Genomic DNA, 25,626 nt, shown 5'->3' on the forward strand with positions numbered 1-25,626 from the left:
AAGATGGACCGCATGAGTAGCGATCACGCGTCGACCCCCGAGCCGACCGACGCGACACACAAGGCCGCGCCTACCCACGCCGAACCGCCGGAGCCCAAGTCCCCCAAGTCGGGCTCGGCGCCCGCCAAGAAGTCCAAGACACCCGAATCGGCGGTGAAGTTCACCCGCACCGCGGCGCTGTGGACGGCGCTGGTCCTCGGTTTCTTGATTCTGATCCTGCTGCTGGTGTTCGTCATCCAGAACGACACCCCGGTCGACATCGTCCTACTCGGCTGGAAACTGCACCAGGTGCAGCTGGGTGTGACGATCCTGCTCGCGGCCATCGCCGGTGGCCTGCTGACCTTCGCGGTCGCCACGACCCGGATCCTGCAACTGCGGCTAGCCGCGAAGAAGAACCTCAAAGCCGGGCTTTAAATCACTTCCCGCGAGCGTGCGTGTCTGCCCCCGACACGCCGCCCCCGGTGTGCAAGAACGTCTCACTCAACGGCTGCGAGCGCGACGCTCCCGCACGAAATTCACGGAGTGTCGCGGGCAGACACGCACGCTCGCGCTAAGACAGCACAGCCAGTCCGGCGGCGATGAGCGGTGCGACGGCTTCCCCGACCGGGTCGTCGTGGCCGGCCTCACCGGCAGCCATCCGGGCGCGGAAGTCGATGCCGGCGGCGATGATCGCCAGCTTGAAATACGCCAGCGCCAGGTAGAACTCCCAATGGTCCAGCGGTTGCCCAGCGGCCACTGAATACTTCTGGGCCAGCTGGTCCATCGGCGGAATCTTGTCCGAGGACCAGGCCGCGTCGGAATGCACCATGGAGAACATCGGGTGCCGGTAGACGCACATCAATGCGGCGTCCGACAACGGGTCGCCCAGCGTCGACATCTCCCAGTCCAGTACGGCCCGCACCTTGGTGGCGTCGACGGCGTCGAGCATGGTGTTGTCGATGCGATAGTCGCCGTGCACGATCGCACTGCGACTCTGCGGCGGCAGCTTCTCGGCCAGCAGGCCGTGCAACCGGCGCACGTCCGCGTCGCGCGGATCGTCCTGCAGCCGCACCAGATCCCACTGCGAACCCCAGCGCCGCACCTGCCGTTCCAAGTACCCGTTGGCCTTCCCGAAGTCCCCGAGCCCGACGGCTTCGGGGTCCAGGGCATGCAAGTCCGCGAGCACCTTGATCAGCGCGTCCACACACGCATCGATGGCCTGCTGGTCCCCCAGCGCGTCGAGCTCCGCCGAGTACCGCACCACGCGACCGGGCACGAATTCGACCATCTGGAACGGCGCACCGAGCACCGAGTCGTCGCCCCGCATCGTCACCGGGTGGGCCACCGGCACCGTCGTACCTTCAAGTGCCGCAACGACTTTGTACTCACGGGCCATGTCGTGCGCCGACGGCGTGAGGCCGTGCAGCGGCGGCCGTCGTAGCACCCACTTGGCGGCGTCGTCGAACACCAGGAACGTCAGATTCGACCGGCCCCCGGCGATCAGTTCGGCGCGCAGCTCACCGGTGCGGGCCACCCCGATCTCGCGCAGATGCGCGTCAAGGGCAGTCAGGTCAAGGCCGTCGAGACTGGTCACCCAATGTGTCTACCACCGCTGGTTTCTCGGCAGCAGGTCCCACACGTGTTCGACGCTGTTCACTCCGGCGACCGCCAGCCGGCCGCTGCGCGAGGCCAGCAGCCGAGTGATCCCGGTGTAGTCGACCTGGAACGACAGGATGCGCTCGGTCGGCACGATGTCATGCAGCAGGCCGTTGATCACGCCGCCATGACTGAAGATCGCGACAGTGTCGTCGGCCTCGGCCTCGCTCGCGATGTCCATGACGGCCTCGGTGATGCGCGCCAGGAACGCCTCTTCGTCGACACTGCTGGGGAGATGACCGGTCATCAGCCGGGCCATCTCCTCCGGATGCTCGGCGGCGATCTGCTCGATCGGGATGTACTGCTCCATGTCCCGGTCGTACTCGGCCAGCCGGTCGTCGACCTCGATGGCCAGCCCGAGCGCGTCGGCCACCGGTTGACCAGTCTGGACGGCGCGCTTCTGTGGGCTGCTGATCAGCCTGGCAATCGGGTACCGCTTGAGGGCGTCGGGCAGCCGCATCGCCTGCGCGATGCCTTCCTCCGACAGGTCGGGGTCGGCGCCCTCGCCGGGCGCGCTGCGCAGCGGAAGGGCGTGGCGGATCAGAAGCAATTGCACCGTGTCACCATAAAGCCATGGGGTATGCCGACGAACTCTTCGACCTCACTGACCGGGTGGTTCTGATCACCGGGGGCAGCCGCGGGCTCGGCCGGGAGATGGCATTCGCCGCAGCCCGCTGCGGCGCCGACGTCATCATCGCCAGCCGGAACCTGGAGTCGTGTCAGTCCACTGCCGACGAGATCGTCGCGGCGACCGGACGAGCCGCACTGGCACACCAGGTGCACGTCGGACGCTGGGCTGAGCTCGACGGTCTGGTCGACGCCGCGTACGAGCGCTTCGGCAAGGTCGACGTACTCGTGAACAACGCGGGGATGTCCCCGCTGTACGAGTCGCTGGGCTCGGTCCCCGAGAAGCTTTTCGACGCGGTGGTGAACCTGAACTTCAAGGGGCCGTTCCGCTTGTCGGCATTGGTCGGCGAAAGGATGGTGGCCGACGGTGGCGGGTCGATCATCAACATCAGCTCGTCGGGATCGCTGCGCCCGGATGCGTACATGCTGCCCTACGCCGCGGCCAAGGCCGGATTGAACACTCTCACAGAGGGTTTCGCGAAGGCGTTCGGCCCGACGGTGCGGGTCAACACCCTGATGGCCGGCCCGTTCCTCACCGACGTCAGCAAGGCCTGGGGCGAAGACACGGCGAACGCCTTCCACTCCCTGCCCCTGCAGCGAGCGGGCCAGCCCAGCGAAATCGTAGGTGCCGCACTATTTTTGATGTCCGGCGCGTCCAGCTTCACGACAGGGTCCATCCTGCGCGCCGACGGCGGGTTCGCCTAGCTCACAGGTGGCCACTCGCCACCAGGGCGGCAGCCGCGGTGGCGAGTGATGCGGTGGCGCGTTCGCGTTCGTCACCCATTCCGACGAGGAAATCGACGGTCAGCGGACTGAGGATATCCCGCAGGCCGTGGCCTTCGGTACCGAAGAACCCCGCCATCTCGAGCATCACTGCCCCATGGCAGATGCTCCAAATCCGTCCTGCGACAGCGGCTTCGCCGTCATCGCGGATGCGGCCGGCAGCGGTCATCCGGCGCACCGACTCACAGAGCGTCTGGAACGACGCGTCGCGTGACGTCGCATGCCCGGTCACCGTCAAATCCGTGCGGCAGCTCGACAACGACGCGGGGACGGCCGTGCCGAACATCAATTGGTAGTGCTGCGGCTTCTTCAGCGCGAACCGGCGGTAGGCGGCACCCATCGAGAAGAAGTCAGCCACCGGATCATCGGTGTGCGGTACGGCGGCCAGGGCCGCCCCGAACCGCGCGAAGATCTCGCCCGAAAGTGCCTCGACAACACCGGTCATCGACCCGAAGTGGGTGTACACGACCATGGTCGAGGTGCCGACTTCGGCGGCGAGCTTGCGCACAGTCAACGCCTGGAGACCGTCGCGCTCAAGGATCACGATGCCGGCTTCGATCAACTGCCGACGAATTTCTTCGCTCACCCTTGCACACCTCTCATAACAGTGTTATACCAGTAACCGCGGCCAATAACGCTGTTATGGAGGTTCTGGGATGACCAACCGCTACCTGGAAGGCGCCTTCGCGCCACTGCACGACGAATACACCCTGACCGACCTGACCGTCACCGGCACGATCCCGGACTATCTGGACGGTCGCTATCTACGCAACGGCCCCAACCCGATCGGCGAAGTCGATCCCGAGCTGTATCACTGGTTCCTGGGTGACGGCATGGTCCACGGCATCCGCATCCGCGACGGTAAAGCCGAGTGGTACCGCAATCGCTGGGTGCGCGGGCCGTCCACCGCCGCCGCGCTCGGCGAAGGTACTCAGGCCGGGCACGGCAGTCCTTTCGGCATCGGTGCCAACACCAATGTGCTGGGACACGCCGGCAAGACCCTGGCGCTGGTCGAAGGCGGCGGGGCGAACTTCGAGCTGACCGACGAATTGGACACCGTGGGTGTCTGCGACTTCGACGGCACGCTCCGCGGCGGCTACACCGCTCATCCGAAGCGTGATCCGGAAACCGGCGAACTGCACGCGGTTTCGTACAGCTTTGCCCGCGGCAACACCGTGCAGTACTCGGTGATCGGCACCGACGGCCGCGCCAAGCGCACTGTCGACATCGAAGTGCACGGCAGCCCGATGATGCACGACTTCTCCCTCACCGAGCGGCACGTCATCTTCTACGACCTGCCGGTGAGCTTCGATGCGGGCATCATCACCGAGATGGCGGTGCCGAAGCTACTGCGGTTGCCGGCGCGACTGCTGTTGTCGTCCTTGATCGGTCGGGTCAAGATTCCCGATCCGGTCACCGCGCGACAGTCGAGCTTTTCATCGAAGGACCGGCGGATGCCTTACTCGTGGAATCCGAAATACCCGGCCCGCGTCGGGGTGATGCCACGCGACGGCGGCAACTCAGACGTCCGGTGGTTCGAAGTGGAACCCTGCTACGTGTTCCATCCGATGAATGCCTATGACTCCCCCGACGACAACACGATCGTCCTGGATGTGGTCCGGCACCCGAAGATGTTCGACACCGACCAGCTGGGACCGAACGAGGGACCGCCCACCCTCGAACGCTGGACCGTCGACCTCGGCGACGGCAAGGTCCGCGAAGAACGCTTCGACGACCGTGGCCAGGAGTTCCCGCGGGTCGACGAACGCCTGACCGGCAAGCGCCACCGCTACGGCTATGCACCCACCGTAGGCGAAGATGCCGGCGGCAGCGACACGCTGCTCAAGCACGACCTGATCGGCGGCAGCACTGCCACCCGGAACTTCGGTAGCGGGAAGATGTTGGGCGAGTTCGTCTTCCATCCGTCGTCCGCGACCGCGGCCGAAGACGACGGCGTGCTGATGGGCTACGTCTACGACCAGACAACCGACCGCAGCGAGCTGGCGATCATCGATGCCCAAACGTTGGAAGACCTCGCGAGCATCAAGATCCCACACCGGGTGCCGGCCGGGTTCCACGGCAACTGGGTACCCAGCACGTGAGATTCGCCGACCGGCTCGGCTACGGCGTGATGATGTTGAACGCCGGGTCGGGCCGGTCGACCACGCTCAGCAGCGTCGGGAGCGCCGTGGCGTCGCCCGTCACCTCAACCCCCGGGGAGCTCGTATCTCCGGCGGCAAAAGCCAACAGCCGCAACTTGTTCGCCAGGGTGACGGTGGCTTGCGCGGTATCCGGGTCGGCGGCAACCTCGCGGTGTACCAGGACTCCGTTGCGCAGGCTCAGCCGGTAGTTGGTGGCGATGTCCTGGAATGTCACGTCGATGGCGAGGTTCAGGTCCCATGCCCGCGGGCCGTTGATATTGATGGCGAAGGTATCGAACATCTGCTCCGGGGTCAGCTGCATCATGATGGTCGGTGAGGCGGCCTGGGTCGGTGTGCCGAACTTGCCGACTCTCAGCTCGGTGGCGCCGGACAGGAAGAAGTTGCGCCACACCGCGTTCTCGGCGCCGTAGGCCAGCTGTTCGAGCGTGTCCGCGTACAGTTCGCGGGCCGCCGCGTGATTCTCGTCGGTGAAGATGGCGTGGTCCAACAAGGTGACGGCCCAACGGAAATCGCCCTCGTCGGCGGCGGCGCGGGCCATCTCCACAACCCGGTCGATGCCACCCATCGCTGCGACGTACCGCGGTGCCGCTGCGGCGGGCGGGTGCTGCCACAACCGGCCCGGGTTGCCGTCGAACCAGCCCATGTACCGCTGGTAGACGGCTTTGACGTTGTGGCTGACCGAGCCGTAGTAGCCGTGGGTGTGCCACGCCTTCTCCAATGCCGGTGGCATCTGAAAGGTTTCGGCGATCTCGATACCGGTGTAGCCCTGGTTGAGCTGACGCAGCGTCTGGTCGTGCAGATAGGCGTACAGATCCCTTTGCACGGACAGGTATTCGACGATGTTGTCCTGTCCCCAGGTGGGCCAGTGGTGCGACGCGAAGACAACATCGGTGCGCCCGGCGAACGTGTCGATGGCTTCGGTGAGGTAACCGGCCCAGCCATGCGGATCGCGAACCAGTGCGCCGCGGAGAGTCAGCAGGTTGTGCAGGTTGTGGGTGGCGTTCTCGGCCATGCACAGCGCGCGGAATTGCGGGAAATAGAAATGCATTTCGGCCGGTGCCTCGGTGCCCGGCGCCATCTGGAATTCGATCTCGACGCCGTCGATGGCGTGGGTCTCACCGGTCGCCGTGATGTCGAGGGTCGGCACGATGAGCGCGACTTCGCCCGTCGACCCGACCTGCCCCAGGCCGCAGCCCACCTGCCCCTGCGGGCCGCGGTCCAAGGCGGCGCCGTACATGTAGCCCGCCCGGCGGGCCATTGCTGTTCCGGCATAGACGTTTTCCTGCACGGCATGCTCGGTGAAGCCCTCCGGCGCGATGACCGTGACCTTTCCGGCGTCAACCTCCGCCTGGGACGTCACCCCGAGCACCCCGCCGAAATGGTCGACGTGGCTGTGCGTGTAGATCACGGCCCGGACCTCGCGCTCACCGCGATGCGCGCGGTACAGCGCAAGCGCCGCGGCGGCGGTCTCGGTGGAGATCAGCGGGTCGATGACGATGACGCCGGTGTCGCCCTCGATGAAGCTGATGTTCGACAGATCCAGACCGCGGACCTGGTAGATGCCCGGCACCACCTCGTACAGGCCCTGCTTGGCGCACAACTGCGACTGCCGCCACAGGCTGGGGTGCACGCTGTCCGGGGCGTCGCCGTCCAAGAAGCTGTAGGAATCGTTGTCCCACACCACTCTTCCGTCAGCGGCCGCGACAACGCAGGGCTCTAGCGCGGCGATGAAGCCACGGTCGGCGTCGTCGAAGTCGCGGGTGTCCGCGAACGGCAGTGACGCGGTGTGCGCACGGTTGGCGGCGGCAATGGCATCGGTGGGCGGCTTCTGCTCCATGCCGACCAACCTAGCGTCAATTACCCCGCGGGTTAGAGGTTATGCAGCACCACTTCCGACAAAGTGCCGCCACTCACCAAGGCCGTCATGTAGGTGCAGTGCGGTTGCCGCCGACGGTCGGTGGGCGAGCCGGGGTTGAGCAGTCGCAGTCCGGTGGCCGCGGTGCTGTCCCACGGGATGTGACTGTGCCCGAACACCAGAACGTCGGTGTCGGGATATAGCCGGGCCATGCGTGCGTCGCGGCCCGATGACGCGCCGGTCTCATGCGTGACGGTGAACCGGACGCCGCCGAGCGTGACGTCAGCCCGTTCCGGCAGCCGGACGCGCAGCTCGGCGCCATCGTTGTTACCCCAGCACGCGACCAGCCGGGTGGCCCGCTGCTCGAGTTCGTCGAGCAGCGTCACGTCAACCCAGTCACCGGCGTGCAGCACGACGTCGGCCCGGGCCACCTCATCCCAGACCCGCACCGGCATGTCCCGCGCCCGCTTGGGCACGTGGGTGTCAGAGATCAGCAGTAGGCGCATCACTGAAATACCGGCGCGGGTTGTCCACCAGCATGGTGGTGATCTGGTCCTCGGTGACGCCGCGTTGGCGCAGCGCGGGCAGCACGTCGTCGCTGATGTGCGTCAGCTTCCAATTCGGCACCGCCGCAACTTTCCCGTCGTGCGAGAACCAGTCGATGAAGCACGATGTGTCGTGCGCCAGTACGACCTTCTCGGCATAACCGCGCTTGGCCAGCGCCGCGACGGTGTCGACTCGCTGTTCGAACGGCAGCAGGATGTCGAGCCCGAACCGGTCCATGCCGAGATACGACCCGGCATCGGCCAGCGTGCACAGATAGTCGAGATCGGTGCTGTCGCCGGAGTGTCCGATGACCACCTTGGTCAGGTCGACGCCTTCCTCCGCGAAAACCCACTGCGCGACGAGGCCAGAGCGGCTGCGCGCGTCGGTGTGCACGGTGATCGGCGCACCGGTCTGCACGTGCGCCTGACCGACCGCGCGCATCACCCGCTCGACGCCGGGCGTCAGCCCCTGGCGCTCGATGGCGCATTTCAAGAACGCGGCCCTGACCCCGGTGCCACCGATGCCCTCGCGGATATCTCTGACGAACAGCTGCACCATGGGCTCCGGCGTATCGAAGAGCAGCCCGGGGCCGGTGTGCAGGAATTGAAACGGCACGTCGTTGTAGGTGTAGATGCCGGTCGCCACGACGATGTTGATGTCGACCTGCTCGTTGATCCGCTGGATGCGCGGCAGGTAACGGCCCAGGCCGATCACCGTGGGGTCGACGATGGTGTCGATACCCCGCGATTTACATTGGCGCAGTTGGTCGATCGCGTCGGCGACGCGGGTCTCCTCATCCCACGGCGACGGATAATCCGGGAAGTTCTGCCGGATTTCGTCGCCCAGGATGAACACGTGCTCATGCATGAGGGTGGCCCCGAGTTGGTCGACAGGCAGCGGGCCTCTGACCGTCTGCACGTGCGTCATCTCCGCCAGTCTGTGCCATGGATGCCCCGGCATCAAGGGCTCATATCAATCGAGTTGACACCGATCGCGCATTGCCAGTTAGCTGAGGTAACGTCCCGCACATCCAGAACTGCGAAGGAGTGCCCGAATGGATTGGAATTTTCTCGGCACCGACTGGCACCTGTTCGGCAAGCTCGCCGACGTCGCCCTGTTGACTTTGCTATTCGGCGCAACGGTGATGTTCTTCTATATCCAGCGCCTGCGAAAACAACCGCAACTACCGATGGCGGAGAACGTTCGAGCCAAGCAGACGGTGCTGGGCAAGGTACGTAAGCGCGAGCCGATGACGGCCGAGGAGCTGGAGTACGCCACCCAGGTGATCGACAACCAGCGGACGTTGATGACCTTTGCGATTCCCCTCACGATCTTCTCGCTGGGCTGTTTCTACGTACTCGGCAGCCTGGAACAGCTGCACGGAGCCACGCCATCGGAGCGCACGTTCCTCGGCGTCATCGCGATGATCTCGTCCATCAATGTCACCACCCAGATCTTCCGCGTGATCAAGCTGAAAAGGCGTCTCCCCCAGGTGACCCTGGCCGATTCTGGGAATTAGCTGGACGCCCCGACCACGCCTTTTCGTGCTGTGGAATATCTCAAATTCCCCCGTTGTCGATTCACTGATAGCGTTTACGCCGACTCATCTCAACCTAATTGATATATGACGTCCTACTGTCGAAAGGTGGTCGAGTGAGCCAGCGTTCTGCCGGTTGGCGGTTCCTTGCCCGCGCCTGGATGCCCACGGTCGCCCTGATCGCGATCGGCGTCGGGGTGCTGTGCATGGTGAAAGTGCACGAGTTCTCCGAGCCCGGACCAGTGCTGGCCGTCAACCCACCGCAGGCGCCACCGGAGTTCACGCCCAAGACGCTCACCTATGAAGTGTTCGGCAACCTCGGCTCCGGCGGCCTGCTGTCGTACATCGACATCAGCGGACACCCGCACACCGTGAATCTGACCGAACTGCCGTGGTCGCACACCGAGACCACCACCCTCACGGTCGTTTCCGGCAGCATCTCCGTTCAGGTACACGGCGGCACCGTCGGCTGCCGGATGAAGGTGAACGACGTTGTGCGCGACGAACAATCCGACGATCACGGCAACGCCGACGTCGCGTGCCGGGTGAAGTCCGCGTGACCGATACCGACACCGCCCCGATCGCCCGTCCCGCACACAGCGCGGTGAAGCGGCCCTTCGTCCCCAGAATGGTTCGCCTGCTGGCGATCCCGATCATCGTCTTTTGGGCCCTGCTCGCCGTGGTCACGAACACGTTCGTGCCGAAGATCGAAGACGTCGCCGAGGAACTCGCCGGTCCGATGGTGCCGACCTACGCGCCGTCCCAAGTGGCGATGCTGACCATCGGCAAGGAATTCCACGAGTCCACCTCGACCAGCCTGACCATGCTCGTGCTGGAGGCCGACCGGGGCCTCACCGAACAGGATCGCGACTACTACGCCGGCCTGGTCCGCACGCTCAAAGCGGACAGCACGCACGTGCAGTACGTCATGGACACCTGGGGCAAACCGATCACCGCAGCCGGCGCGCAGAGTCTCGACGGCAAGTCCGCCTACGTTCTGCTGCGGCTGGCCGGCGACATCGGCCAGATGGAGGCCAACAACTCGGTCAATGCCGTCAGACAGATCGTCAAGAACTCCAATCCACCTGCCGGGCTGAAGGTTTACGTCAGCGGCGCAGCACCCTTGGCGGCCGACACCGTCCTCATCGCCAACTCCAGCCTGAACAACATCACCATCGCGACGATGTTCCTGATCATCTTCATGCTGCTGCTGGTCTACCGCTCGGTCGTCACGATGCTGGTGCCATTCTTCGGGGTGATCCTGCTGATGTTGTCGGTCAAGGGCGTGATCTCGGCGTTCGGCCACTACGGCGTGATCCCGTTGTCGTCGTTCGCGACGAACATGGTCATCTCGCTGACGCTCGGCGCCGGTACTGACTACGGCATCTTCCTCATCGGCCGATATCACGAAGCACGGCTGGCCGGCGAGAGCCGGGAGGACGCGTATTACACGGCGTACAAAGGTGTTTCGCACGTCATCGTCGGCTCCGGCCTAACCATCGCCGGCGCCTGCGCCTGCCTGACCTTTGCCCGGCTGAATTACTTCCACACCATGGGCCCCGCCGTGGCGGTCAGCATGTTGATCACCATCGCCGGTGCCCTCACCATCGGACCCGCACTGCTCAGCGTCGGCAGCCTCTTCGGGCTGTTCGATCCGAAGCAGGCGGTCAGGGCAAAGCTGTACCGGCGCATCGGCACCGCCGTGGTGCGCTGGCCCAAGCCGATCCTCGTGGCCAGCGTCGCGGTCGTCTCGGTGGGCGCGGTGTTCGTGCCGACGTACCAGGTGAGCTACGACGACCGCACATACCAGCCACCAGATGCCCCGGCCAACCAGGGATTTCAGGCCGCCGACCGGCACTTCCCGAAGAGCAAGCTGTTCAGCGAGATGCTGATGGTCCAGGCCGACCATGACATGCGCAACTCGGCGGACTTCATCTCGCTGGATCGCGTGGCCAAGGCGCTGATCCGGCTGCCCGGTGTGGCAATGGTGCAGAGCATCACCCGCCCCATGGGACGGGCCCTCGAACATGCCTCCATCCCTTACCTTTTCACCACCCAGGGCAGCGGCAACGGCCAGCAGCTGCCGTTCACCCAGCACAACAACGAGAACACCGCCCAGCAGGCCAAGATCACCGCGCACAGCATCGAGGTGCTGAAGAAGACGGCGGACCTGACCCAGAAACTCGCCGACGAGCTGCATTCCACGGTGCTAACCATGGAGGACATGCAGCAGGTCACTAACGACATGCGCGACGCGGTCGCCAATCTGGACGACTTCATGCGCCCGATCCGCGCGTACTTCTATTGGGAACCGCACTGTTTCGACATTCCGGTGTGCTGGTCGTTCCGGTCGCTGTTCGACGTGATCGACAAGGTGGACAACCTCGCCGCCGACATCGGGAATGCCGTCGGCTCGTTGGAGGTGGTCGACAGCTTGATGCCGCAGATGGTGTCACTGCTGCGGCAGACGGTGGCCGACAATCAGGCGCTGCTGGCTTTGATCGTCAACAATTACGGCCCCACCGACATTCAGAACAAGAACACCGACCAGACCTTCGACGACATGATCAACGTCGGCAACGACTTCGACGCTTCGGGCAGTGACGACTTCTTCTACATCCCGCACGAGGCCTTCGACAACGACGACATCAAAACCGGTATGGCACTGATGATGTCGCCTGACGGCCATGCGGCGCGCTTCATCGTCACCCATGAGGGCAACGCGATGGGACCTGAGGGCATCGAGCACGTCGAGCAGTTCCCCGACGCCATCAAGATCGCATTGAAGGAGACGTCACTGGCCGGGTCGAAGATCTATATCGGCGGCTCGGGGTCCAACAACAAGGACATCCAGCTGTACGCCAAGGACGACCTGATGATCGCAGCCATCGCGGCCTTCGTGCTGATCTTCCTGATCATGATGATCATCACCCGATCTCTGGTGGCCGCCTTGGTCATTCCCGGCACCGTGGCGTTCTCCTACGCGGGCGCGTTCGGGTTGTCAGTGCTCATCTGGCAACACCTGATCGGGCTACACCTGCACTGGCTGATCCTGCCGCTGACGTTCATCGTGCTGGTGGCCGTCGGTTCGGACTACAACCTTCTCTTGGTGGCCCGCCTCAAGGAGGAAATCCACGCCGGCCTCAACACCGGTTTGATCCGCGCGCTGGGCAGCACCGGTGGTGTGGTGACATCAGCCGGGCTGGTGTTCGCGTTCACCATGCTGGCCATGCTCTCCAGCGATCTGCGCACCATCGGCCAGATGGGCTCGACCGTCTGCATCGGCCTGCTGCTGGACACCCTGGTCGTCCGGTCGTTCATCGTGCCGTGCCTGGTGCGGCTACTGGGTCCGTGGTTCTGGTGGCCGACGTTCGTCCGGCAGCGGCCGCTGCAGCCGTACAAGCCGGGCGTGATGAAAACGGCCAACACTGTTTAGTTGTCAAGGTGCGCAGCAGGTTTCAGATGGCGTGTGAGGCGGCTATGCGGCCACGTCCAGTCGCATGGTGCGGCGGTTGTAGGCCGGGATGGGTCTGCGGTGGGGGTCCACGGCCACCGGTGGGATGAGCCAGGGGTGTTTGTCCAGGCCCATGACGACGTCCCAGCCGTCGTGATGGACATTGGCGTGACACGCCGGGCACAGCAGGCAGCCGTTGCTCAGGCTGGTTTGGCCGTGGTGGGTCCAGTGCACGATGTGATGGGCATGAGTGCGTCCGGGCGGTGCCCCGCATTTGATGCAGCATTGATCCCGCAGATACAAGGCTTTGCGTAGCGGCGCCGGGAACAACCGTTTATCGCGTCCCATGTCCAGGGGTACCTGTTCGCCGTCCACGATCACCGTGGTCACGGTGGTGTCGCAGGACAGGCGTTCCAGGGTCGCCATGCTGATCGATCCCATGAACTCGAGTTGGGCCAGGTCCGGGGTGTCGGCGGGCACCGTCAGCAGCAACTGGGTGCGCGGCGCCGAGGCGATATCCCCACCCCGGGCCGCGATATCGAGCACCGCCTCCAGGGCATCAGCGCGCCGCCGCCCCGCCGAACGGACGTCAGCGGTGCCGTCGGGTTCGGGCCGCGGCGCCGACCACTGCTCCATGGCGGCTACGAATTTCGCACCCACCTCCGCATCCAGGTCCGCCCGCACCTGCAGGCGCCCGTCGCTGGTCACCCGGTGATCGACGGTGTTGATCGACCGGTCCTCGGCGGCCGGCAGACCACCTTCGGCCGCGGCGACCCGGTTGCCCAGCCGGCGGGCGCGGTCCCCGATCTGGGCGGGGGTGGCCCCGGAGAAGAACTGCCCCACCAGATCGGTCACCTGCCCGAACCGGGCCTCCTCATCCACCGGGCCCGGTGAGCGGGCCCGAATATGGTTGATGCCCTTGACGATCGCATCCACATGCTCACCGGACATCGCCCCATCCGCGGCATGGGCGGCCAGCGTCGGCAACGACGGTAACGCGACACCGACACGGACCACCCGCGACGCCACGGCCGGCGCCGCACCGAGAGCGATCAGCAGCTCCCGCACCGTCCGCCCCTGCCCAGCTGCAACGCCACGCCGATCCAGGACCCCGGCGACCGTCGCCGCCAGATGATCAATCACGTTGCGCAGCAGGAGAAGAACGCGCATCGCCTCTAATGCGTCGTCCCCGGCAATTTCGCCGGGGACCTGCACGCCCCGGATGGCGCCGAGGCCAGTGGTGAATTCTTGCGCGATCCCCATACCTCATTTTATCGAACAACCGTTCGAATGGCAATGGGGGGAGTGTTCGGATTTTGTAATGTCGCAGGACATAGGTGACAGTTCTGCATCAGGACATCGGTGACAGTTCCGGTGGTCTTGGTGGTGACACTTGGGCCCGCAGGCTCAGGTGGTGGCTGTTCATGAACCGATCGATCCTCGTGTCCGTCTGGCGATCGCGCAGTGGCCCGATGACGCGCCCCGCGGGGCGGTCTCGACGTTCTGTGCCGAACATGGAATCTCGCGGAAGTCGTTCTACGCGTTGCGTAACCGCGCCAAGACTGACGGCTCGGCCGCGGTGCTCGAACCGCGGACCCGACGGCCGAAGTCGAGCCCGTCGACGTTGAGCGATGAGGTCAAGGAACAGGCCATCGGAGTGCGTGCTGCCCTGGAGTACTGCGGGTTGGACCATGGGCCGATCAGCGTGCACGAGAAGATGCACGCGATGGGCCTGGCGCGGGTCCCGTCCACGGCGTCGTTGGCCCGGATCTTCCGCGAAGCGGGCGTGGCTCGTCGGGAGCCGAAGAAAAAGCCCCGCTCGGCGTGGCGGCGGTTCGTCTATCCGGCCCCGAACGCGTGCTGGCAACTCGATGGCACCGAGTACGTCCTGGCCGGCGGGCGCAAGTGTGTGATCTTCCAGCTCATCGATGATCACTCCCGCTACGCCGTTGCCTCGCACGTGGCATGGGGCGAGACCGCTGAGGCGGCGATCGCCGTCTTTGACAAGGCCGTCGCCGCCCACGGCGTGCCCCAACGACTGCTCTCGGACAACGGACTGGCGCTCAATCCTTCGCGCCGCGGATTGGTCGGAAAATTCGTTAATCATGTTGGGGCACTGGGCGTGGAGGCCATCACCGGCAAGCCCTACAAACCGACCACCCAGGGCAAGAATGAACGATTTCATCAGACCTTGTTCCGCTACCTGGATAAACAGCCTCTCGCCGAGACCCTTGCCGAACTACAGGCCCAGGTCGACGCGTTCGACCGCATCTACAACACCGAGCGCCCACATCAGGGGCTTCCCGGGCGCGTCACCCCGCTGACCGCGTGGGAAGCGACCGCCAAAGCCGACCCGCCCCGACCCCAGCCCGACCCGCCTCTGCTGATCCAGGCCGCAGTCAAACAGCTCCAGCCCGCACCAGAGCTACCCGCGACCACCAGCATCCGGACGCTGACCACCGACGGCACATTCATGCTCGGCGGGGTCATCTACAAAGTCGGCGGCCGACACGGCCTGCACGAGGTCTTGGTCGCCACCGACGGCGACGGCGACGGCGACGGCGACGGCGACGGCGAAATCCTCATCGAACACACCCGGCCCGCACCCGGAGTGACCTACGTCGGCAACGGAAAACCCCGCGGCTCACACCCCAAACCAGACGAACTGTCACCGAAATCCTGACACACCAACTGTCACCGATGTCCTGATAAATCACAGGCAGACTCAGCCATCGCTCGATGAGCTCGCGTTTGGTACGAAGCAAGCGAGAGGTCGGTGACCGTCATCAGCGCTGACGAAACTGACAACCGGCCGTCCCACCCCAGTAGCAGATGCCGCAAACTACCAGTCCCCACAAGTTGATTCGCGCAATTGGAACTTCTGAATATTGCCCGACGGCGTCATGGGCAACGCGTCGACGAACCGCCAGGCTTTGGGCGTCTTGACCGGCGCGAGTTCAGCCCGGCACCAGCCTGAAGTTTCCTTTTGACACTTTTCCAGCAACCGTTATCGGGACCCGACTAGGGCGTGTCTGACAAATGGGGTAGCCACAGGGTGACCGCTCTCAGGACTGCTGCGGCGCGGTAGACGATGGCGAGCTTGTCGTAGCGGGTGGCCAGTCCGCGCCATTGCTTGACGTCATTGAAGTTGCGTTCAACGACGTTGCGGCCCTTGTAATCTTGGGCGTCGAAGGCCGGGGGCCGGCCGCCACGGCAGCCCCGTCGTTTCCGGTTGGCGACCTGATCGGAAGGTTCCGGGATCACCGCGCCGATCCGGCGTCGCCGCAGCAAGGTCCGGGTGGCTCGACTCGAATAGGCCTTGTCTGCGCGGACGCGATCGGGGCGGGTGCGGGGCCGTCCGCCGCCGGGGCGGTCGACTCGCAGATGGGCGAGCAAATGCTCGAACACCGGGCCATCGTGGGATTGACCGGCGCCCACGAGCACCACCAACGGCCGCCCGCGACCGTCGACCAGATGGTGAATCTTGCTGGTTAACCCACCGCGGGAGCGGCCAATACCGTGGTCAGGCGGCTCGATCGCCAGATTCGTGTAATTCGACCCAGCCCCCTGTGTCACGGGTGAGGTTCGTGGCGTGCTGATGCGCGCGAGCGATCGTGGAATCGACCGCCACCGCCCAATCGATCATCCCGGCCTCATCAGCGGCCGCCAGCAACCGGGCCAACACCGCATCCCAGGTACCGTCGGCGCTCATCCGCCGGTGCCACGTCCAGATCGACTGCCACGGACCGAACACCTGCGGCACGTCACGCCAGGCAATGCCACACCGGTACCGGTAGATGATGCCCTCAACCATCGACCGAGCATCCTGGAAAGGTCTGCCCCGCTTACCCGTTCGAACCGGAAGCAGATCCTCGATCAACGACCACTGGGCATCGGAGAGCAATTGGAACCGCGACATTCCTCAAGTCTCAGGCACCACACCTGAAACTTTTGTCAGACACGCCCTAGCCGATCAGTTCGGATTACCTACACCTACCGTCGGTCAGGCGGCTGGCCCACCATCACTGATCAGCGAGCGACCACATCGACGTGGCAATCAGGTCTCCGCGGTCGAGCGCAGCGGCCCGATGCTCGTGAACCTTGGCGTACTCATCAGTGGTGACCATGTCGAGAAATGCTGCCGGCGTGGGGTATTCGACGATCAGAATCGCGTCCCACCACGGCTGCTCGCCGTCGCCGATGATGACCGCCGGCGCGACGCCACCGTAGACGACGTGGGCGCCGACCTGCTCCAGGAGCGGTGCCACGTCCTGCCCATACTGCAGGTAGCGCTCGATCCCTCCCGACTTTTTGAACTGCAGCAGGTTCACCATCACCACCGGTGCGTCGGCTGCCCGCGCGGCCAGCGCCGCAAACTGTTCTGCCGTGGTGTCTACCGAAGTGCTCATTTCGAATCTCCTTGTGTCAGTTGGATTTTTGAATATCAATGCCGACCCGTTCGCGCAAGAACGGGACGACCAAGCCGGCAACCCGGTCGGGTTGCTCGAGCCACGCCCAGTGACCGACACCGGGCAAGGTTTCAATTCGTACGCGCGGAAACACGCGGCGCTGTCGCTCGGCTTGTTCGGCCGGGATGTAGACGTCGTCGGTGCCGAACACCACGAGCGCATCGGGATCGCATCGGCGCAATGGTTCGACCAGCGCGTCCATGTCTTCCGCCCGGGTGGACCGGTACAGGCGCAAGACGGCTCGCTTGGTCCCCGCCGGATTCAGATGTCCCGCAATGCGATTCACCCAGCCATCGGGTAACCCGGGGTTGTCGTGACGCATCACCAAGCGCGCCAAGCGGCCGGTGGTGGCGCGCATGAACAGTTCCCCCACGATCGGGGTGCGCCAGACGCGAGCCAGCCGATGCCACTTGTAGTCCAGCAGCACTCCGGTGTTGATCAGCGTGACACTGGCGACCTTATCCGGATTCGCCGCAGCCCAGGTCAGTGCCATCGGACCGCCGAAGTCGTGCGCGACCAGATGTACTCGATCAAGGTCGAGCTGGTCGATCAACCCACCGAGGTGAGCGGCATACCCGGCCAAGGTGTAGTCCTGGTCCGCGCCCTTGTCCGCCCCGCCAAAACCGGGCATGTCCGGTGCGACCACGGCCGCGAATTCCGCGACCCGTGCCATCAATGGTTCCCAGTCTCCGGCGGCGTCGGGATTGCCGTGCACGAAGACCACAGCCTCGTGCGGGGCGCCGGTGCCGCCAGTCAACACCGGCGAGCCGACACCGTTCACCTCCAACCGTCGCGTCTCGAACCCGGTCATCGTTGAATCTCCTTGATGTCCTGGTTCATTCGCCGGTTGTATCCGGCACGCGCCTTCGCGTCGGCGTGAGTCATGATGTGATCCGCCTTGAGCAGGCTCTTGAGCCGATCGGACACAGCGGGTGGCGTTCCGGCGATGAGCCGGGCCATCGGGCCGAGTTCACGGGGCACGAAAATCTCATGGCGACCGCCGCGCAACGCCTCGACGATGGCGTCCGCCACCGCGTCGGGGCTGACAATGCGGCTGCCGCGGGCCTTACCGAACCCGCTGATCATGTCGGTGTTGATGAGGCCGGGCATCACGATAGTGGTCCGCACGCCGGTGCCGCGGCATTCAGCGCGGATCGCCCGGGTGAACCCGACAACCCCATGCTTGGTGGCCGCATACGTGGCGCCGCCGGCGGTAGCGATCTGACCCGCCGACGAGGCGACGTTCGCGATGTGGCCGTGGCGTCGTGGCAGAAACCGGCTGAGCGCCAGTCTGGTTCCAAGGAGGACGCCGCCGAGGTTGATGTCGAGCAGGCGCTGGGTGTCGGCGGGATCCTCGTCGACGAACATGCCGATGGGCGCGACGCCGGCGTTGTTGACCACAGCGTCCAGCTGACCGAAACAGCTTTCCGCGGAGTCCAGAAAGGCAGCGAAATCCTCCGGGTCGCGCACGTCGAGCCGCAGGCCTACGGCACGGTCACCGAGTTCGGCAGCGGCGGCCGCACACGCCGCGCCGTCGACATCGCCGATCGCGACCGACATACCTGCGCGCAGGCAGGCCTGGGCGGTGGCGAGGCCGATGCCGCGGGCACCGCCGGTGATCGCGACGTGTCGCACTGTCATGGGAGTCCTCCTTCGCGGATCAGTTGATCTGGCAACTGCCATCACGATCCCGCGCCGAACCCGCCGCAGTCTTGACACTTCACGACGATTCTTTGACATTTGATGCCATGTCCGTCGTGCGAGGAACATCGCTGTCGAACTACCCGCGGCTCGTTCACGAGCTGGGCGGCGATCCGGTGGAGCTCCTTCGCACTGCCGGCATCGAGCCCCGAGACGTCGGCCAATACGAGGTCTTCATCCCTTTTGAAGGTGTGGCCGCTGCCGTCGAATCCGCCGCCGTCGCCACTGCCACACCGGACTTCGGGCGCCGGCTCGCCCTGCGACAAGGCATCGAGATCCTCGGGCCGGTCGGGGTCGCAGCCCGCACCGCGGCCACAGTCGCCGACGCGTTCGCCATCTTCGAGAACTTCATGGCGGCTTACAGCCCGGCGATTTCCACCACCGTCACGCAACTGGACGACCCCGGGCGGGCGTTCTTCGAGTTTCGATTGTTGCTTGAGGGATCGCCGCCGATACCGCAATCAACAGAACTGACCCTCGGCGTCACACTTCGCGTGCTCCGACTCATGATCGGCACCGGCTATGCGCCGTTGGACGTCCACGTTCCACACCAGCCACTGACGCCCGAGGACGACTATCGGCGCTACTTCGGCTGCCCGCCACGCTTCGGGGCCAAGGCCGCCGGATTCACCTTGCGGGCAACCGATCTCGCGCAGCATCTCAACCATGATCAACTCGCGAACCAGGCCGTCGTCCAATATCTGAAACTGATCACCGCTCGCGACTCAGGTTTATCGGCGTCAGTGCGAACGATGGTCCGCCAACTCTTGCCGACCGGCACCGTCACGTTGGAACTGATCGCCGGCCAGTTCAACATGCATCCACGAGCCTTGCAGCGCAGGCTCACCGACGAAGGAGCGCCATTCCGCGAGTTACTGGACGACGTCCGCCGGCGAACTGCCGAGCACTACCTTCGCGATACCAACATGACCCTGTCTCACCTGACTCGCGAGCTCGGCTACGCCGAGCAGAGCGTGCTGACGCGCTCATGCCGCCGTTGGTTCGGCGCCGGTCCGGCCAGCCATCGCCGCGCAATCCGGCGGGACGCCCTGGGCCAGACCTAGCCGGCCGCTCGCCGCAGCAGCTGCGGATCATGGGCGTTGACTAGGCATAGATCAGGTTCATCTGCAGCCCAAAGTTCGCTCAAGCGTTGATGATTCGCCTGGACCCGCCGCCAGTCGAAAGCGACGGAGCGTTCCATCAGCCGCAGGGCACGGGGCGCCGTGGCGCTGCCGTCGAGCTGGCCGTGGTGGTAGAAGCTGTCACCGGCATGCAGAATCCAGCGGTCTCCGGCGTCGACCGCCACCGCGGCGTGCCCACGCGTGTGCCCGGGCAGGCTGATCAAGACGATGCCGTCGGCGATCTCGGTCAGTTCTTTGGCGCCCGGGAATCCGCGCCAGGACTCGGCGCTCGACGGCGAGTGCTCGACAAGGGTCGGGCCATGCGCGTGCCCGGCAGGCAGGTACCGCTGTCTCTCCACCAGGGTCTTCGGGTGCAGCGTCGCAAACGCCTCGGCGTCGGTGAGATGGACTTGTGCCCAAGGGAAGTCGGCGAGGCCGCCCACGTGGTCCGCGTCGAAGTGGGTGATGACGATGTACCGAACGTCGCTGGGCTGATATCCGAGCCGGCGAATGTGGTTGACGGCGGCTTCGCTCGGGTCGAACACCGGGCGAACGTAGAAGCGGGCCGGGCCGAAACGACTGGCCGGCGACTCAGCGTCCCGGAGCCCCAGCCCTGAGTCCACAAGCACGAGGCCGCCGGGCGTTTCCACGAGCAGGATGTGGCAGACCAGCCCGTCGGGGACGAAACGCGGGTGCATGGTGCCGCAGTTCAGGTGGTGGACTCTCATGTCAGGTTGGCGGGCGCGGTATCGATGAGCCGGGCGTCAGGCTGGCTCGACATGGCCAGTAGGCCGCGCAGCCCCCGGATGACCGTGGGCCAGTTTCGTGGATCACGCAGATTCAGGCCGCCCACAAGCTGTTTCAGCATCGTCAGCGTGTCGAAGTAGATGCGTTCTGCGACCAGGTTCTCGTCCTCGTCGAAGACGAAGTACGCCGTCATCCGGGTGCGGTGCCGCGATCCGGTGGCCGGGATGCCGCCCAGCGGACCGAGATGTGTTCCGAGTAGCCAGAATTCGACGATCACCGCATCGGCACTGTGGCGCAGCGCGATGATCTCGTGGTCCTGATCGGGGAACGCGACCCGGGTGTCGTGGTAGTAGCCACGCACATCGGCGTCGCCGTCGTGGACGGTCAGCGTCGGAATGATCTCGTAGTGCGGATGCGGGAAGGTGGCCAGCACGTCGTCCCAGTCCTGACGGACCTCGTCGTGGAAGTGGTCGAGGACGAGCTTCTCGCGAGCCTGCAATACCTCGAGGGAAGGAATGGCGAAGCGGTGCGTCATGACGTCTCCTCCAGCTACAAGTTATTTCCACACCGTGGGATTAAATCGAGAGTAATCCCACGGCGTGGAAATTCGCAAGAGTCTGGGTGAGAATGGGCCCATGAACGCGGCCACCCCAGCGCCTCGACGCGGACGGCCGCCAAAAGCCCTGGCACAGCTCAGCCGATCGACCATCCGCGAGGCGGCGCTGACCGTGATCGACGATGACGGCATCGCCGCGGTGAGCATGCGGTCGGTCAGCCGACTACTCGGCGTCGACGCGAAAAGCCTGTACCACCACGTCGCCGACAAAGACGACCTGCTGGACGCCGTCGCCGAACATCTGCTGGGACAGCTGCGGCCCCCGTCACCCACCGGTGAGCTGCGGACCGATCTGCGGGCCCTCGCCTACGAGTTTCGGCGCGTGACACTCGCACATCCCGAAGCCGCGACGCTCATTCTGACCCGGCCGATGTCGTCGCCGGCCGGGCTCGCACCCGTCGACGCCCTGCTGTCCATCCTGCGGCGGGCGGGAGCGGACCCCGAGCACGCCGTGCGACTCACTCGTGTACTCGTGGCGACCCTCGTCGGGATGCTGCTTCGCGAGGTGTCGGCCGGCCCCACGTTCGGCAGCGCGAATCCGGCCGACATCGCGTCCCGGCAGGCGGAACTCGAGAGTTCCTCGCTACCGGAAGTCGTTGCGTGCGCTCCTTTTCTGGCCCGGTTCGATCGGGACGAAGAATTCGCGTCGGGCGTGGACTTGGTGGTGGATTTCGTCGCGTTCCAGCTGGCGAACCTGCCATAGTGCTGCCATGCGGTTGTTGAGTGCTGTCGACACCATGTTCTACCGGATGGAGTCCGACCGGACGCCGATGCACATCGGCGCCCTGCTGACATTCCGGTTGCCCGACGCCGCCGGCCCCGATTACGTCCGCGACCTCTACGAAGCGTTCTCCAAACTCTCGTTTCTGCCGTTCCCGTTCGACAGCGAAGTGGTCGACGGTCTGCTGCCCGAGTGGCGCGCTGTCGACCCCGACCCTGAGTACCACGTGCGCCTGTCGGCGCTGCCGTATCCGGGGAGTGAGGCCGACCTCGGCACACTGGTCGCCCGATTGCACGCGCACCCACTCGACATGCACCGGCCGTTGTGGGAGGCGCACTTCATCGAAGGCCTGTGCGACGGTCGCTTCGCGATCTACTTCAAGGCCCACCATTGCGCGGTGGACGGCATGGGCGCGATCAACACCATCAAGAAATGGTTGAGCACCGAACCCGACCGCTACGTACCGCTGTCCGAGGCCGGACCGAAGGCCGAGGTGCCCGACCGCAACCGGCTCGCGTCGGTCGCGTACGAGCTGTGGAACCGGGCCGCCGACGGCGTCACCGGTTCGGCCGAGTTGGTGAAGAATCTGGTCGGGATGATCGGCGGCGCCAACAGCCACGTGGGCGCCACGCTGGGCACCCCGCGGGCTCCGTTCAACGCGACGCTCACGCCGCAGCGCCGCCTCGCGGTCGAGGTGCTCGAGCTGTCCCGCCTGAAGACCATCGCCAAAGCCACAGAGACGACGGTCAACGACGTCACGCTTGCCGTGTGCGGAGGGGCCTTGCGCCGCTACCTCGACGAGCAGGGTGAGTTACCCGACGAAACCCTGACCGCCTCGGTGCCGGTGGGCTGGGAGCGGGACGAGGACACCCTGAATGCCGCCGCCGGATTCGTCTGCCCTTTGGCGACAACCGAATCCGACCCGTTACAGCGGCTGGCGGTGATCAATGCCTCGACCACGCGCGGCAAGAAGGAACTGCTCGCGATGTCACCAAATGCGTTGAACCACTACACGTTGATGGGTCTGCTGCCGCTGACCATCGGCCAGAAGACCGGTGCCCTCACCAAGATTCCGCCGTTGTTCAACCTCACCGTGTCCAACGTGGTGCTGACCAAAGAGCCGCTGTACCTCGGCGGTGCCCAGCTGGAACTGATCGCCCCGGTGTCCTTCCTGTGCGATGGTTACGGCCTGAACATCACCCTGGTCGGCTACACCGACAAGGTCATCCTCGGGTTCGTCGGCTGCCGCGACACCATGCCGCACCTGCAGCGCCTGGCGGTCTACTCCCGCGACGCGCTCGATGAACTGGAGCAGGCTGCGGCGTAGCCAGCCGCAACCGATCCCGTTCAGTGCGTTGAAACACCGCGGCTGCCCGTCAGGTACCACGTGTGCATCACGCCTTTGCCTTTGACTTCGACCGCCCCACGCTCCTCCAGCACGAAAGCATCCTTGAGCCGCTCATAGACGTTCTGCGGCACCTGGATTCGGCCTACGACGTCGGTGGTCTCCATTCGCGCCGCGACGTTGACCGCGTCACCCCACACGTCGTAGAAGAACTTGCGGGCGCCAACCACACCCGCCACCACCGGGCCCGAGGCCAGCCCGATCCGCAGCGGCACCGGCCGGCCATCAGGGTCCGTCAACTCGGCGACCACATCGACCATCTCCAGAGCCAGGCATGCCAATGCCTGGAGATGGTCGGGTCGTGGTTCCGGCACCCCGCTCACGACCATGTAGGAATCACCGCTCGTCTTGACCTTCTCCAGTCCGTGACGGTCCACCAGGGTGTCCAGGTCGGTGTACAAGGCGTCCAGGAACCTGACCAGATCGGTGGGCGAGGTAGCGCTTGCCCGCTCGGTGAATCCGGCGATATCGGCGAACAGCACCGAGGCCTCGTCGTACCGGTCGGCAATGACGTCCCGGTGCGGATCCTTCAGCCGCTCGGCGACCTTCGCCGGCAGGATGTTGGCCAGCAGCGACTCCGAGCGTTCGTATTCACCGGCCAAAGCTGTTTCGGCGCGGGCGGTTTCGCGCATCGCGTACCCGATGGTGGCAATCACGAGCACCCATGAGGAAACCACCGAGATGACGAACCCTACGGTCGTGGCCCACAGCGGCTGGACGCCGGTATCCGCGGGTACCAGGAACTGCAATGCGATGCTCGTTGCTGCACCCACTGCCGCGACTCCCGATGCGAGTACGACGTGATCGATTCCGAGAATGACCACCAACAGCGCTGCAGCCACGAGGAAGTACAACTGCTGGCCGGCTCCCCTCCCGACATAGGCGGTCACGAGGGTCGTGACGAAATAGGCGATGCCGATGAAGGTCAGCGGTGCGACGACTTCGCCATAGCGGTACAGCCTGGGCATCATCAGGTAGGCCGGCGTGGACAGGACGGCCAGGCACCCGATCCAGATGCCGGCCTCACCCGCCAGCATCGACAGGACGCCGAGAAAAGCGGCCACCACCGCACCGATCCGGGCGGCGACCGTCAACACCCGTTGGCGGCGCGCCAGGGCCTGTGCAGACGTGGTCGCCGGCGACATGACCGGCAGCTTAGCGCCGAACGCGCACGTCAGGGCGGCATTCACGGCCAGATTGCCCGACGCCCGTATCGCGACGGGGGCTGACGACCATGGGCCCTGCGTGGCCGGCCATTGGACTCTAGAAAGCCTTGACGCTCCGGTGAATCGTTTCGATTGCGGACGGAGTTCGTGACGGGCGCCGGGAAGGGAGCGGGCAGATGTGCGGCTGGGGCGGCAACGGCTGGATGTGGAATGGCGGCTGGGGTTGGGTCGGCACCGCTGTGGTGTTCACATTGTTCTTCGCAATGCTGATCACCGCGACGGTGCTCGTGGTGCGCTACCTCAGCGGTGCCCATCGGGACGCGGATACCGCGCCGCGGACCCCGGCCGCAGAAGACATCTTGGGTGGGCGCCTGGCTCGGGGCGAGATTGATGATGACGAATACCGGCGGCGCATGACCGCCCTGCGCGAGCACCGCTGACCATGGCTACGGGGCGCGCCCACCGTGCGTGGTCGGTGCTGGCCATCGCAGCCGCGTCGCTCATCCTTGGATTGGCCGCCACTGCGGTGGCGTACCCCGGCCGATGGCGACAATATCCCTCTGCCCCAACATGTTCGGTACCGGCGTTGCCCGGCACCGTGACGCAGGTCAATCTCACGGATATGGGACCGATGATGGGTCCGTGGGGCCGGTCGATGATGGGCCGATATCCGATGATGGGCCAGCACATGATGCCAGGTATGGGCATGATGCGAATCATGGTGTATCCCAACCTGATCCCGGCCGGTCAGATATCGTTGCGTGTCGACAACACCGGCACCGTGGCCCACGAAATGGTGGTGTTGCCACTACCTGCGGGCCAGCTACCCGGGCAACGTGTCAGCGGCGCCGACGGCCGCGTGGACGAGGCAGGCAGCCTGGGTGAAGCGTCCCGCACCTGCGGCGCCGACCAAGGCGAAGAAAACTCGCCCGAGTACGGCATTGCCCCACAGTCCACCGGCTGGACCACCCTGACCCTGTCACCGGGGCGCTACGAGCTGATCTGCAACATCGCCGGGCACTACGCGGCGGGCATGTACGCCGAGCTTGACGTAGTCGCACCTTGAGCATGATCCGCTGTC

27 protein-coding genes are annotated in these 25,626 nt (G+C 65.2%); 12 read left to right on the forward strand and 15 right to left on the reverse strand.

Going from position 1 to position 25,626, the window contains the following annotated elements; translation table 11 throughout:
* Positions 1–12 precede the first annotated feature (12 nt).
* Positions 13–414, forward strand: coding sequence for a lipopolysaccharide assembly protein LapA domain-containing protein (locus ACX12F_RS27030; RefSeq protein ID WP_459367308.1), 402 nt, complete (start codon positions 13–15; stop codon positions 412–414).
* Between the two features lie 136 nt (positions 415–550).
* Here the strand turns inward: ACX12F_RS27030 and ACX12F_RS27035 are convergent, their stop codons facing one another.
* Both ACX12F_RS27035 and ACX12F_RS27040 read right to left on the reverse strand, forming a co-directional pair.
* A complete protein-coding gene (locus ACX12F_RS27035; protein ID WP_459367309.1) occupies positions 551–1,573 on the reverse strand; it encodes a phosphotransferase family protein in 1,023 nt (340 codons plus the stop codon).
* A 9-nt stretch (positions 1,574–1,582) separates the two neighbouring features.
* A complete protein-coding gene (locus ACX12F_RS27040; RefSeq protein ID WP_459367310.1) occupies positions 1,583–2,191 on the reverse strand; it encodes a histidine phosphatase family protein in 609 nt (202 codons plus the stop codon).
* 17 nt (positions 2,192–2,208) lie between these two features.
* Between ACX12F_RS27040 and ACX12F_RS27045 the strand changes: the two genes are divergently transcribed.
* Positions 2,209–2,967 (forward strand): SDR family NAD(P)-dependent oxidoreductase, encoded by a 759-nt coding sequence (locus ACX12F_RS27045; RefSeq protein ID WP_459367311.1) that lies wholly within the window; start codon positions 2,209–2,211, stop codon positions 2,965–2,967.
* Between the two features lies 1 nt (position 2,968).
* On the opposite strand, the gene ACX12F_RS27050 is transcribed toward ACX12F_RS27045, so the two are convergent.
* Positions 2,969–3,631 carry a TetR/AcrR family transcriptional regulator gene (locus ACX12F_RS27050; RefSeq protein WP_459367312.1) on the reverse strand — a complete coding sequence of 221 codons (663 nt, stop codon included), beginning with the start codon at positions 3,629–3,631 and terminating at the stop codon, positions 2,969–2,971.
* 70 nt (positions 3,632–3,701) lie between these two features.
* Here ACX12F_RS27050 and ACX12F_RS27055 point away from each other — a divergent pair, with 70 nt between their 5' ends.
* Positions 3,702–5,147: a carotenoid oxygenase family protein gene (locus ACX12F_RS27055; RefSeq protein WP_459367313.1), complete on the forward strand. Its 1,446-nt coding sequence runs from the start codon at positions 3,702–3,704 to the stop codon at positions 5,145–5,147.
* Between the two features lie 19 nt (positions 5,148–5,166).
* Here the strand turns inward: ACX12F_RS27055 and ACX12F_RS27060 are convergent, their stop codons facing one another.
* Genes ACX12F_RS27060 through ACX12F_RS27070 form a run of 3 tightly spaced genes read right to left on the reverse strand, consistent with a single transcriptional unit; the run spans position 5,167 to position 8,535 of the window.
* Positions 5,167–7,044 (reverse strand): alkyl/aryl-sulfatase, encoded by a 1,878-nt coding sequence (locus ACX12F_RS27060; protein WP_459367314.1) that lies wholly within the window; start codon positions 7,042–7,044, stop codon positions 5,167–5,169.
* A 32-nt stretch (positions 7,045–7,076) separates the two neighbouring features.
* On the reverse strand, positions 7,077–7,568 hold the full coding sequence (locus ACX12F_RS27065; protein WP_459367315.1) for a metallophosphoesterase family protein: 492 nt from the start codon (positions 7,566–7,568) through the stop codon (positions 7,077–7,079).
* Positions 7,546–8,535, reverse strand: coding sequence for a phosphotriesterase family protein (locus ACX12F_RS27070; RefSeq protein ID WP_459367316.1), 990 nt, complete (start codon positions 8,533–8,535; stop codon positions 7,546–7,548). The genes ACX12F_RS27065 and ACX12F_RS27070 overlap by 23 nt, the downstream gene beginning before the upstream one ends.
* Before the next feature lie 127 nt (positions 8,536–8,662).
* Here ACX12F_RS27070 and ACX12F_RS27075 point away from each other — a divergent pair, with 127 nt between their 5' ends.
* The 3 genes from ACX12F_RS27075 to ACX12F_RS27085 all read left to right on the forward strand — a co-directional run bounded on the left by ACX12F_RS27075 (position 8,663) and on the right by ACX12F_RS27085 (position 12,581).
* Positions 8,663–9,127, forward strand: coding sequence for a hypothetical protein (locus ACX12F_RS27075; protein ID WP_459367317.1), 465 nt, complete (start codon positions 8,663–8,665; stop codon positions 9,125–9,127).
* A gap of 179 nt (positions 9,128–9,306) precedes the next feature.
* Complete coding sequence (locus tag ACX12F_RS27080; protein ID WP_459370525.1) at positions 9,307–9,705, forward strand: MmpS family transport accessory protein; 399 nt, start codon at positions 9,307–9,309, stop codon at positions 9,703–9,705.
* 68 nt (positions 9,706–9,773) lie between these two features.
* On the forward strand, positions 9,774–12,581 hold the full coding sequence (locus ACX12F_RS27085; RefSeq protein WP_459370526.1) for an MMPL/RND family transporter: 2,808 nt from the start codon (positions 9,774–9,776) through the stop codon (positions 12,579–12,581).
* A gap of 42 nt (positions 12,582–12,623) precedes the next feature.
* Here ACX12F_RS27085 and ACX12F_RS27090 read toward each other — a convergent pair whose 3' ends face one another.
* Positions 12,624–13,862 (reverse strand): HNH endonuclease, encoded by a 1,239-nt coding sequence (locus ACX12F_RS27090; protein ID WP_459367318.1) that lies wholly within the window; start codon positions 13,860–13,862, stop codon positions 12,624–12,626.
* A 148-nt stretch (positions 13,863–14,010) separates the two neighbouring features.
* Here ACX12F_RS27090 and ACX12F_RS27095 point away from each other — a divergent pair, with 148 nt between their 5' ends.
* Positions 14,011–15,282, forward strand: coding sequence for an integrase core domain-containing protein (locus ACX12F_RS27095; RefSeq protein ID WP_459367319.1), 1,272 nt, complete (start codon positions 14,011–14,013; stop codon positions 15,280–15,282).
* 159 nt (positions 15,283–15,441) lie between these two features.
* Here the strand turns inward: ACX12F_RS27095 and ACX12F_RS27100 are convergent, their stop codons facing one another.
* From ACX12F_RS27100 to ACX12F_RS27120, 5 genes are all read right to left on the reverse strand, one after another.
* A complete protein-coding gene (locus ACX12F_RS27100; protein WP_459367320.1) occupies positions 15,442–15,603 on the reverse strand; it encodes an AMP-binding enzyme in 162 nt (53 codons plus the stop codon).
* Positions 15,604–15,620: 17 nt separating this feature from the next.
* A protein-coding gene (locus ACX12F_RS27105) for an IS5 family transposase (protein ID WP_459366735.1) occupies positions 15,621–16,518 on the reverse strand; the annotation gives its coding sequence in 2 pieces (ribosomal slippage) (positions 15,621–16,173 and positions 16,172–16,518; 900 coding nt in all).
* Positions 16,519–16,621: 103 nt separating this feature from the next.
* The gene (locus ACX12F_RS27110) at positions 16,622–17,008 is read right to left on the reverse strand and encodes a DUF1330 domain-containing protein (RefSeq protein WP_459367321.1); all 387 of its coding nucleotides are present in this window, start codon (positions 17,006–17,008) and stop codon (positions 16,622–16,624) included.
* 16 nt (positions 17,009–17,024) lie between these two features.
* Positions 17,025–17,879: an alpha/beta fold hydrolase gene (locus ACX12F_RS27115; RefSeq protein ID WP_459367322.1), complete on the reverse strand. Its 855-nt coding sequence runs from the start codon at positions 17,877–17,879 to the stop codon at positions 17,025–17,027.
* Positions 17,876–18,709 (reverse strand): SDR family NAD(P)-dependent oxidoreductase, encoded by an 834-nt coding sequence (locus ACX12F_RS27120; protein ID WP_459367323.1) that lies wholly within the window; start codon positions 18,707–18,709, stop codon positions 17,876–17,878. Before ACX12F_RS27120 ends, ACX12F_RS27115 begins: the two co-directional genes overlap by 4 nt.
* Before the next feature lie 107 nt (positions 18,710–18,816).
* Between ACX12F_RS27120 and ACX12F_RS27125 the strand changes: the two genes are divergently transcribed.
* Positions 18,817–19,833 (forward strand): AraC family transcriptional regulator, encoded by a 1,017-nt coding sequence (locus ACX12F_RS27125; RefSeq protein ID WP_459367324.1) that lies wholly within the window; start codon positions 18,817–18,819, stop codon positions 19,831–19,833.
* On the opposite strand, the gene ACX12F_RS27130 is transcribed toward ACX12F_RS27125, so the two are convergent.
* Positions 19,830–20,618, reverse strand: coding sequence for an MBL fold metallo-hydrolase (locus ACX12F_RS27130; protein WP_459367325.1), 789 nt, complete (start codon positions 20,616–20,618; stop codon positions 19,830–19,832). The two genes, ACX12F_RS27125 and ACX12F_RS27130, sit on opposite strands and share 4 nt — an antisense overlap.
* Positions 20,615–21,172 (reverse strand): ester cyclase, encoded by a 558-nt coding sequence (locus ACX12F_RS27135; protein WP_459367326.1) that lies wholly within the window; start codon positions 21,170–21,172, stop codon positions 20,615–20,617. The genes ACX12F_RS27130 and ACX12F_RS27135 overlap by 4 nt, the downstream gene beginning before the upstream one ends.
* A 100-nt stretch (positions 21,173–21,272) precedes the next feature.
* Between ACX12F_RS27135 and ACX12F_RS27140 the strand changes: the two genes are divergently transcribed.
* Positions 21,273–21,956 (forward strand): TetR/AcrR family transcriptional regulator, encoded by a 684-nt coding sequence (locus ACX12F_RS27140; RefSeq protein ID WP_459367327.1) that lies wholly within the window; start codon positions 21,273–21,275, stop codon positions 21,954–21,956.
* A 7-nt stretch (positions 21,957–21,963) separates the two neighbouring features.
* Positions 21,964–23,301 carry a WS/DGAT/MGAT family O-acyltransferase gene (locus tag ACX12F_RS27145; RefSeq protein ID WP_459367328.1) on the forward strand — a complete coding sequence of 446 codons (1,338 nt, stop codon included), beginning with the start codon at positions 21,964–21,966 and terminating at the stop codon, positions 23,299–23,301.
* A gap of 20 nt (positions 23,302–23,321) precedes the next feature.
* Here the strand turns inward: ACX12F_RS27145 and ACX12F_RS27150 are convergent, their stop codons facing one another.
* The gene (locus ACX12F_RS27150) at positions 23,322–24,524 is read right to left on the reverse strand and encodes an adenylate/guanylate cyclase domain-containing protein (RefSeq protein WP_459367329.1); all 1,203 of its coding nucleotides are present in this window, start codon (positions 24,522–24,524) and stop codon (positions 23,322–23,324) included.
* A gap of 197 nt (positions 24,525–24,721) precedes the next feature.
* Between ACX12F_RS27150 and ACX12F_RS27155 the strand changes: the two genes are divergently transcribed.
* Both ACX12F_RS27155 and ACX12F_RS27160 read left to right on the forward strand, forming a co-directional pair.
* Entirely contained in the window at positions 24,722–24,985 is a 264-nt protein-coding gene (locus ACX12F_RS27155) for an SHOCT domain-containing protein (protein WP_459367330.1), read from the forward strand.
* Between the two features lie 2 nt (positions 24,986–24,987).
* Positions 24,988–25,611 carry a sulfocyanin-like copper-binding protein gene (locus ACX12F_RS27160; RefSeq protein ID WP_459367331.1) on the forward strand — a complete coding sequence of 208 codons (624 nt, stop codon included), beginning with the start codon at positions 24,988–24,990 and terminating at the stop codon, positions 25,609–25,611.
* Positions 25,612–25,626 lie beyond the last annotated feature (15 nt).

This window comes from Mycolicibacterium sp. HS_4_1, assembly GCF_054515875.1.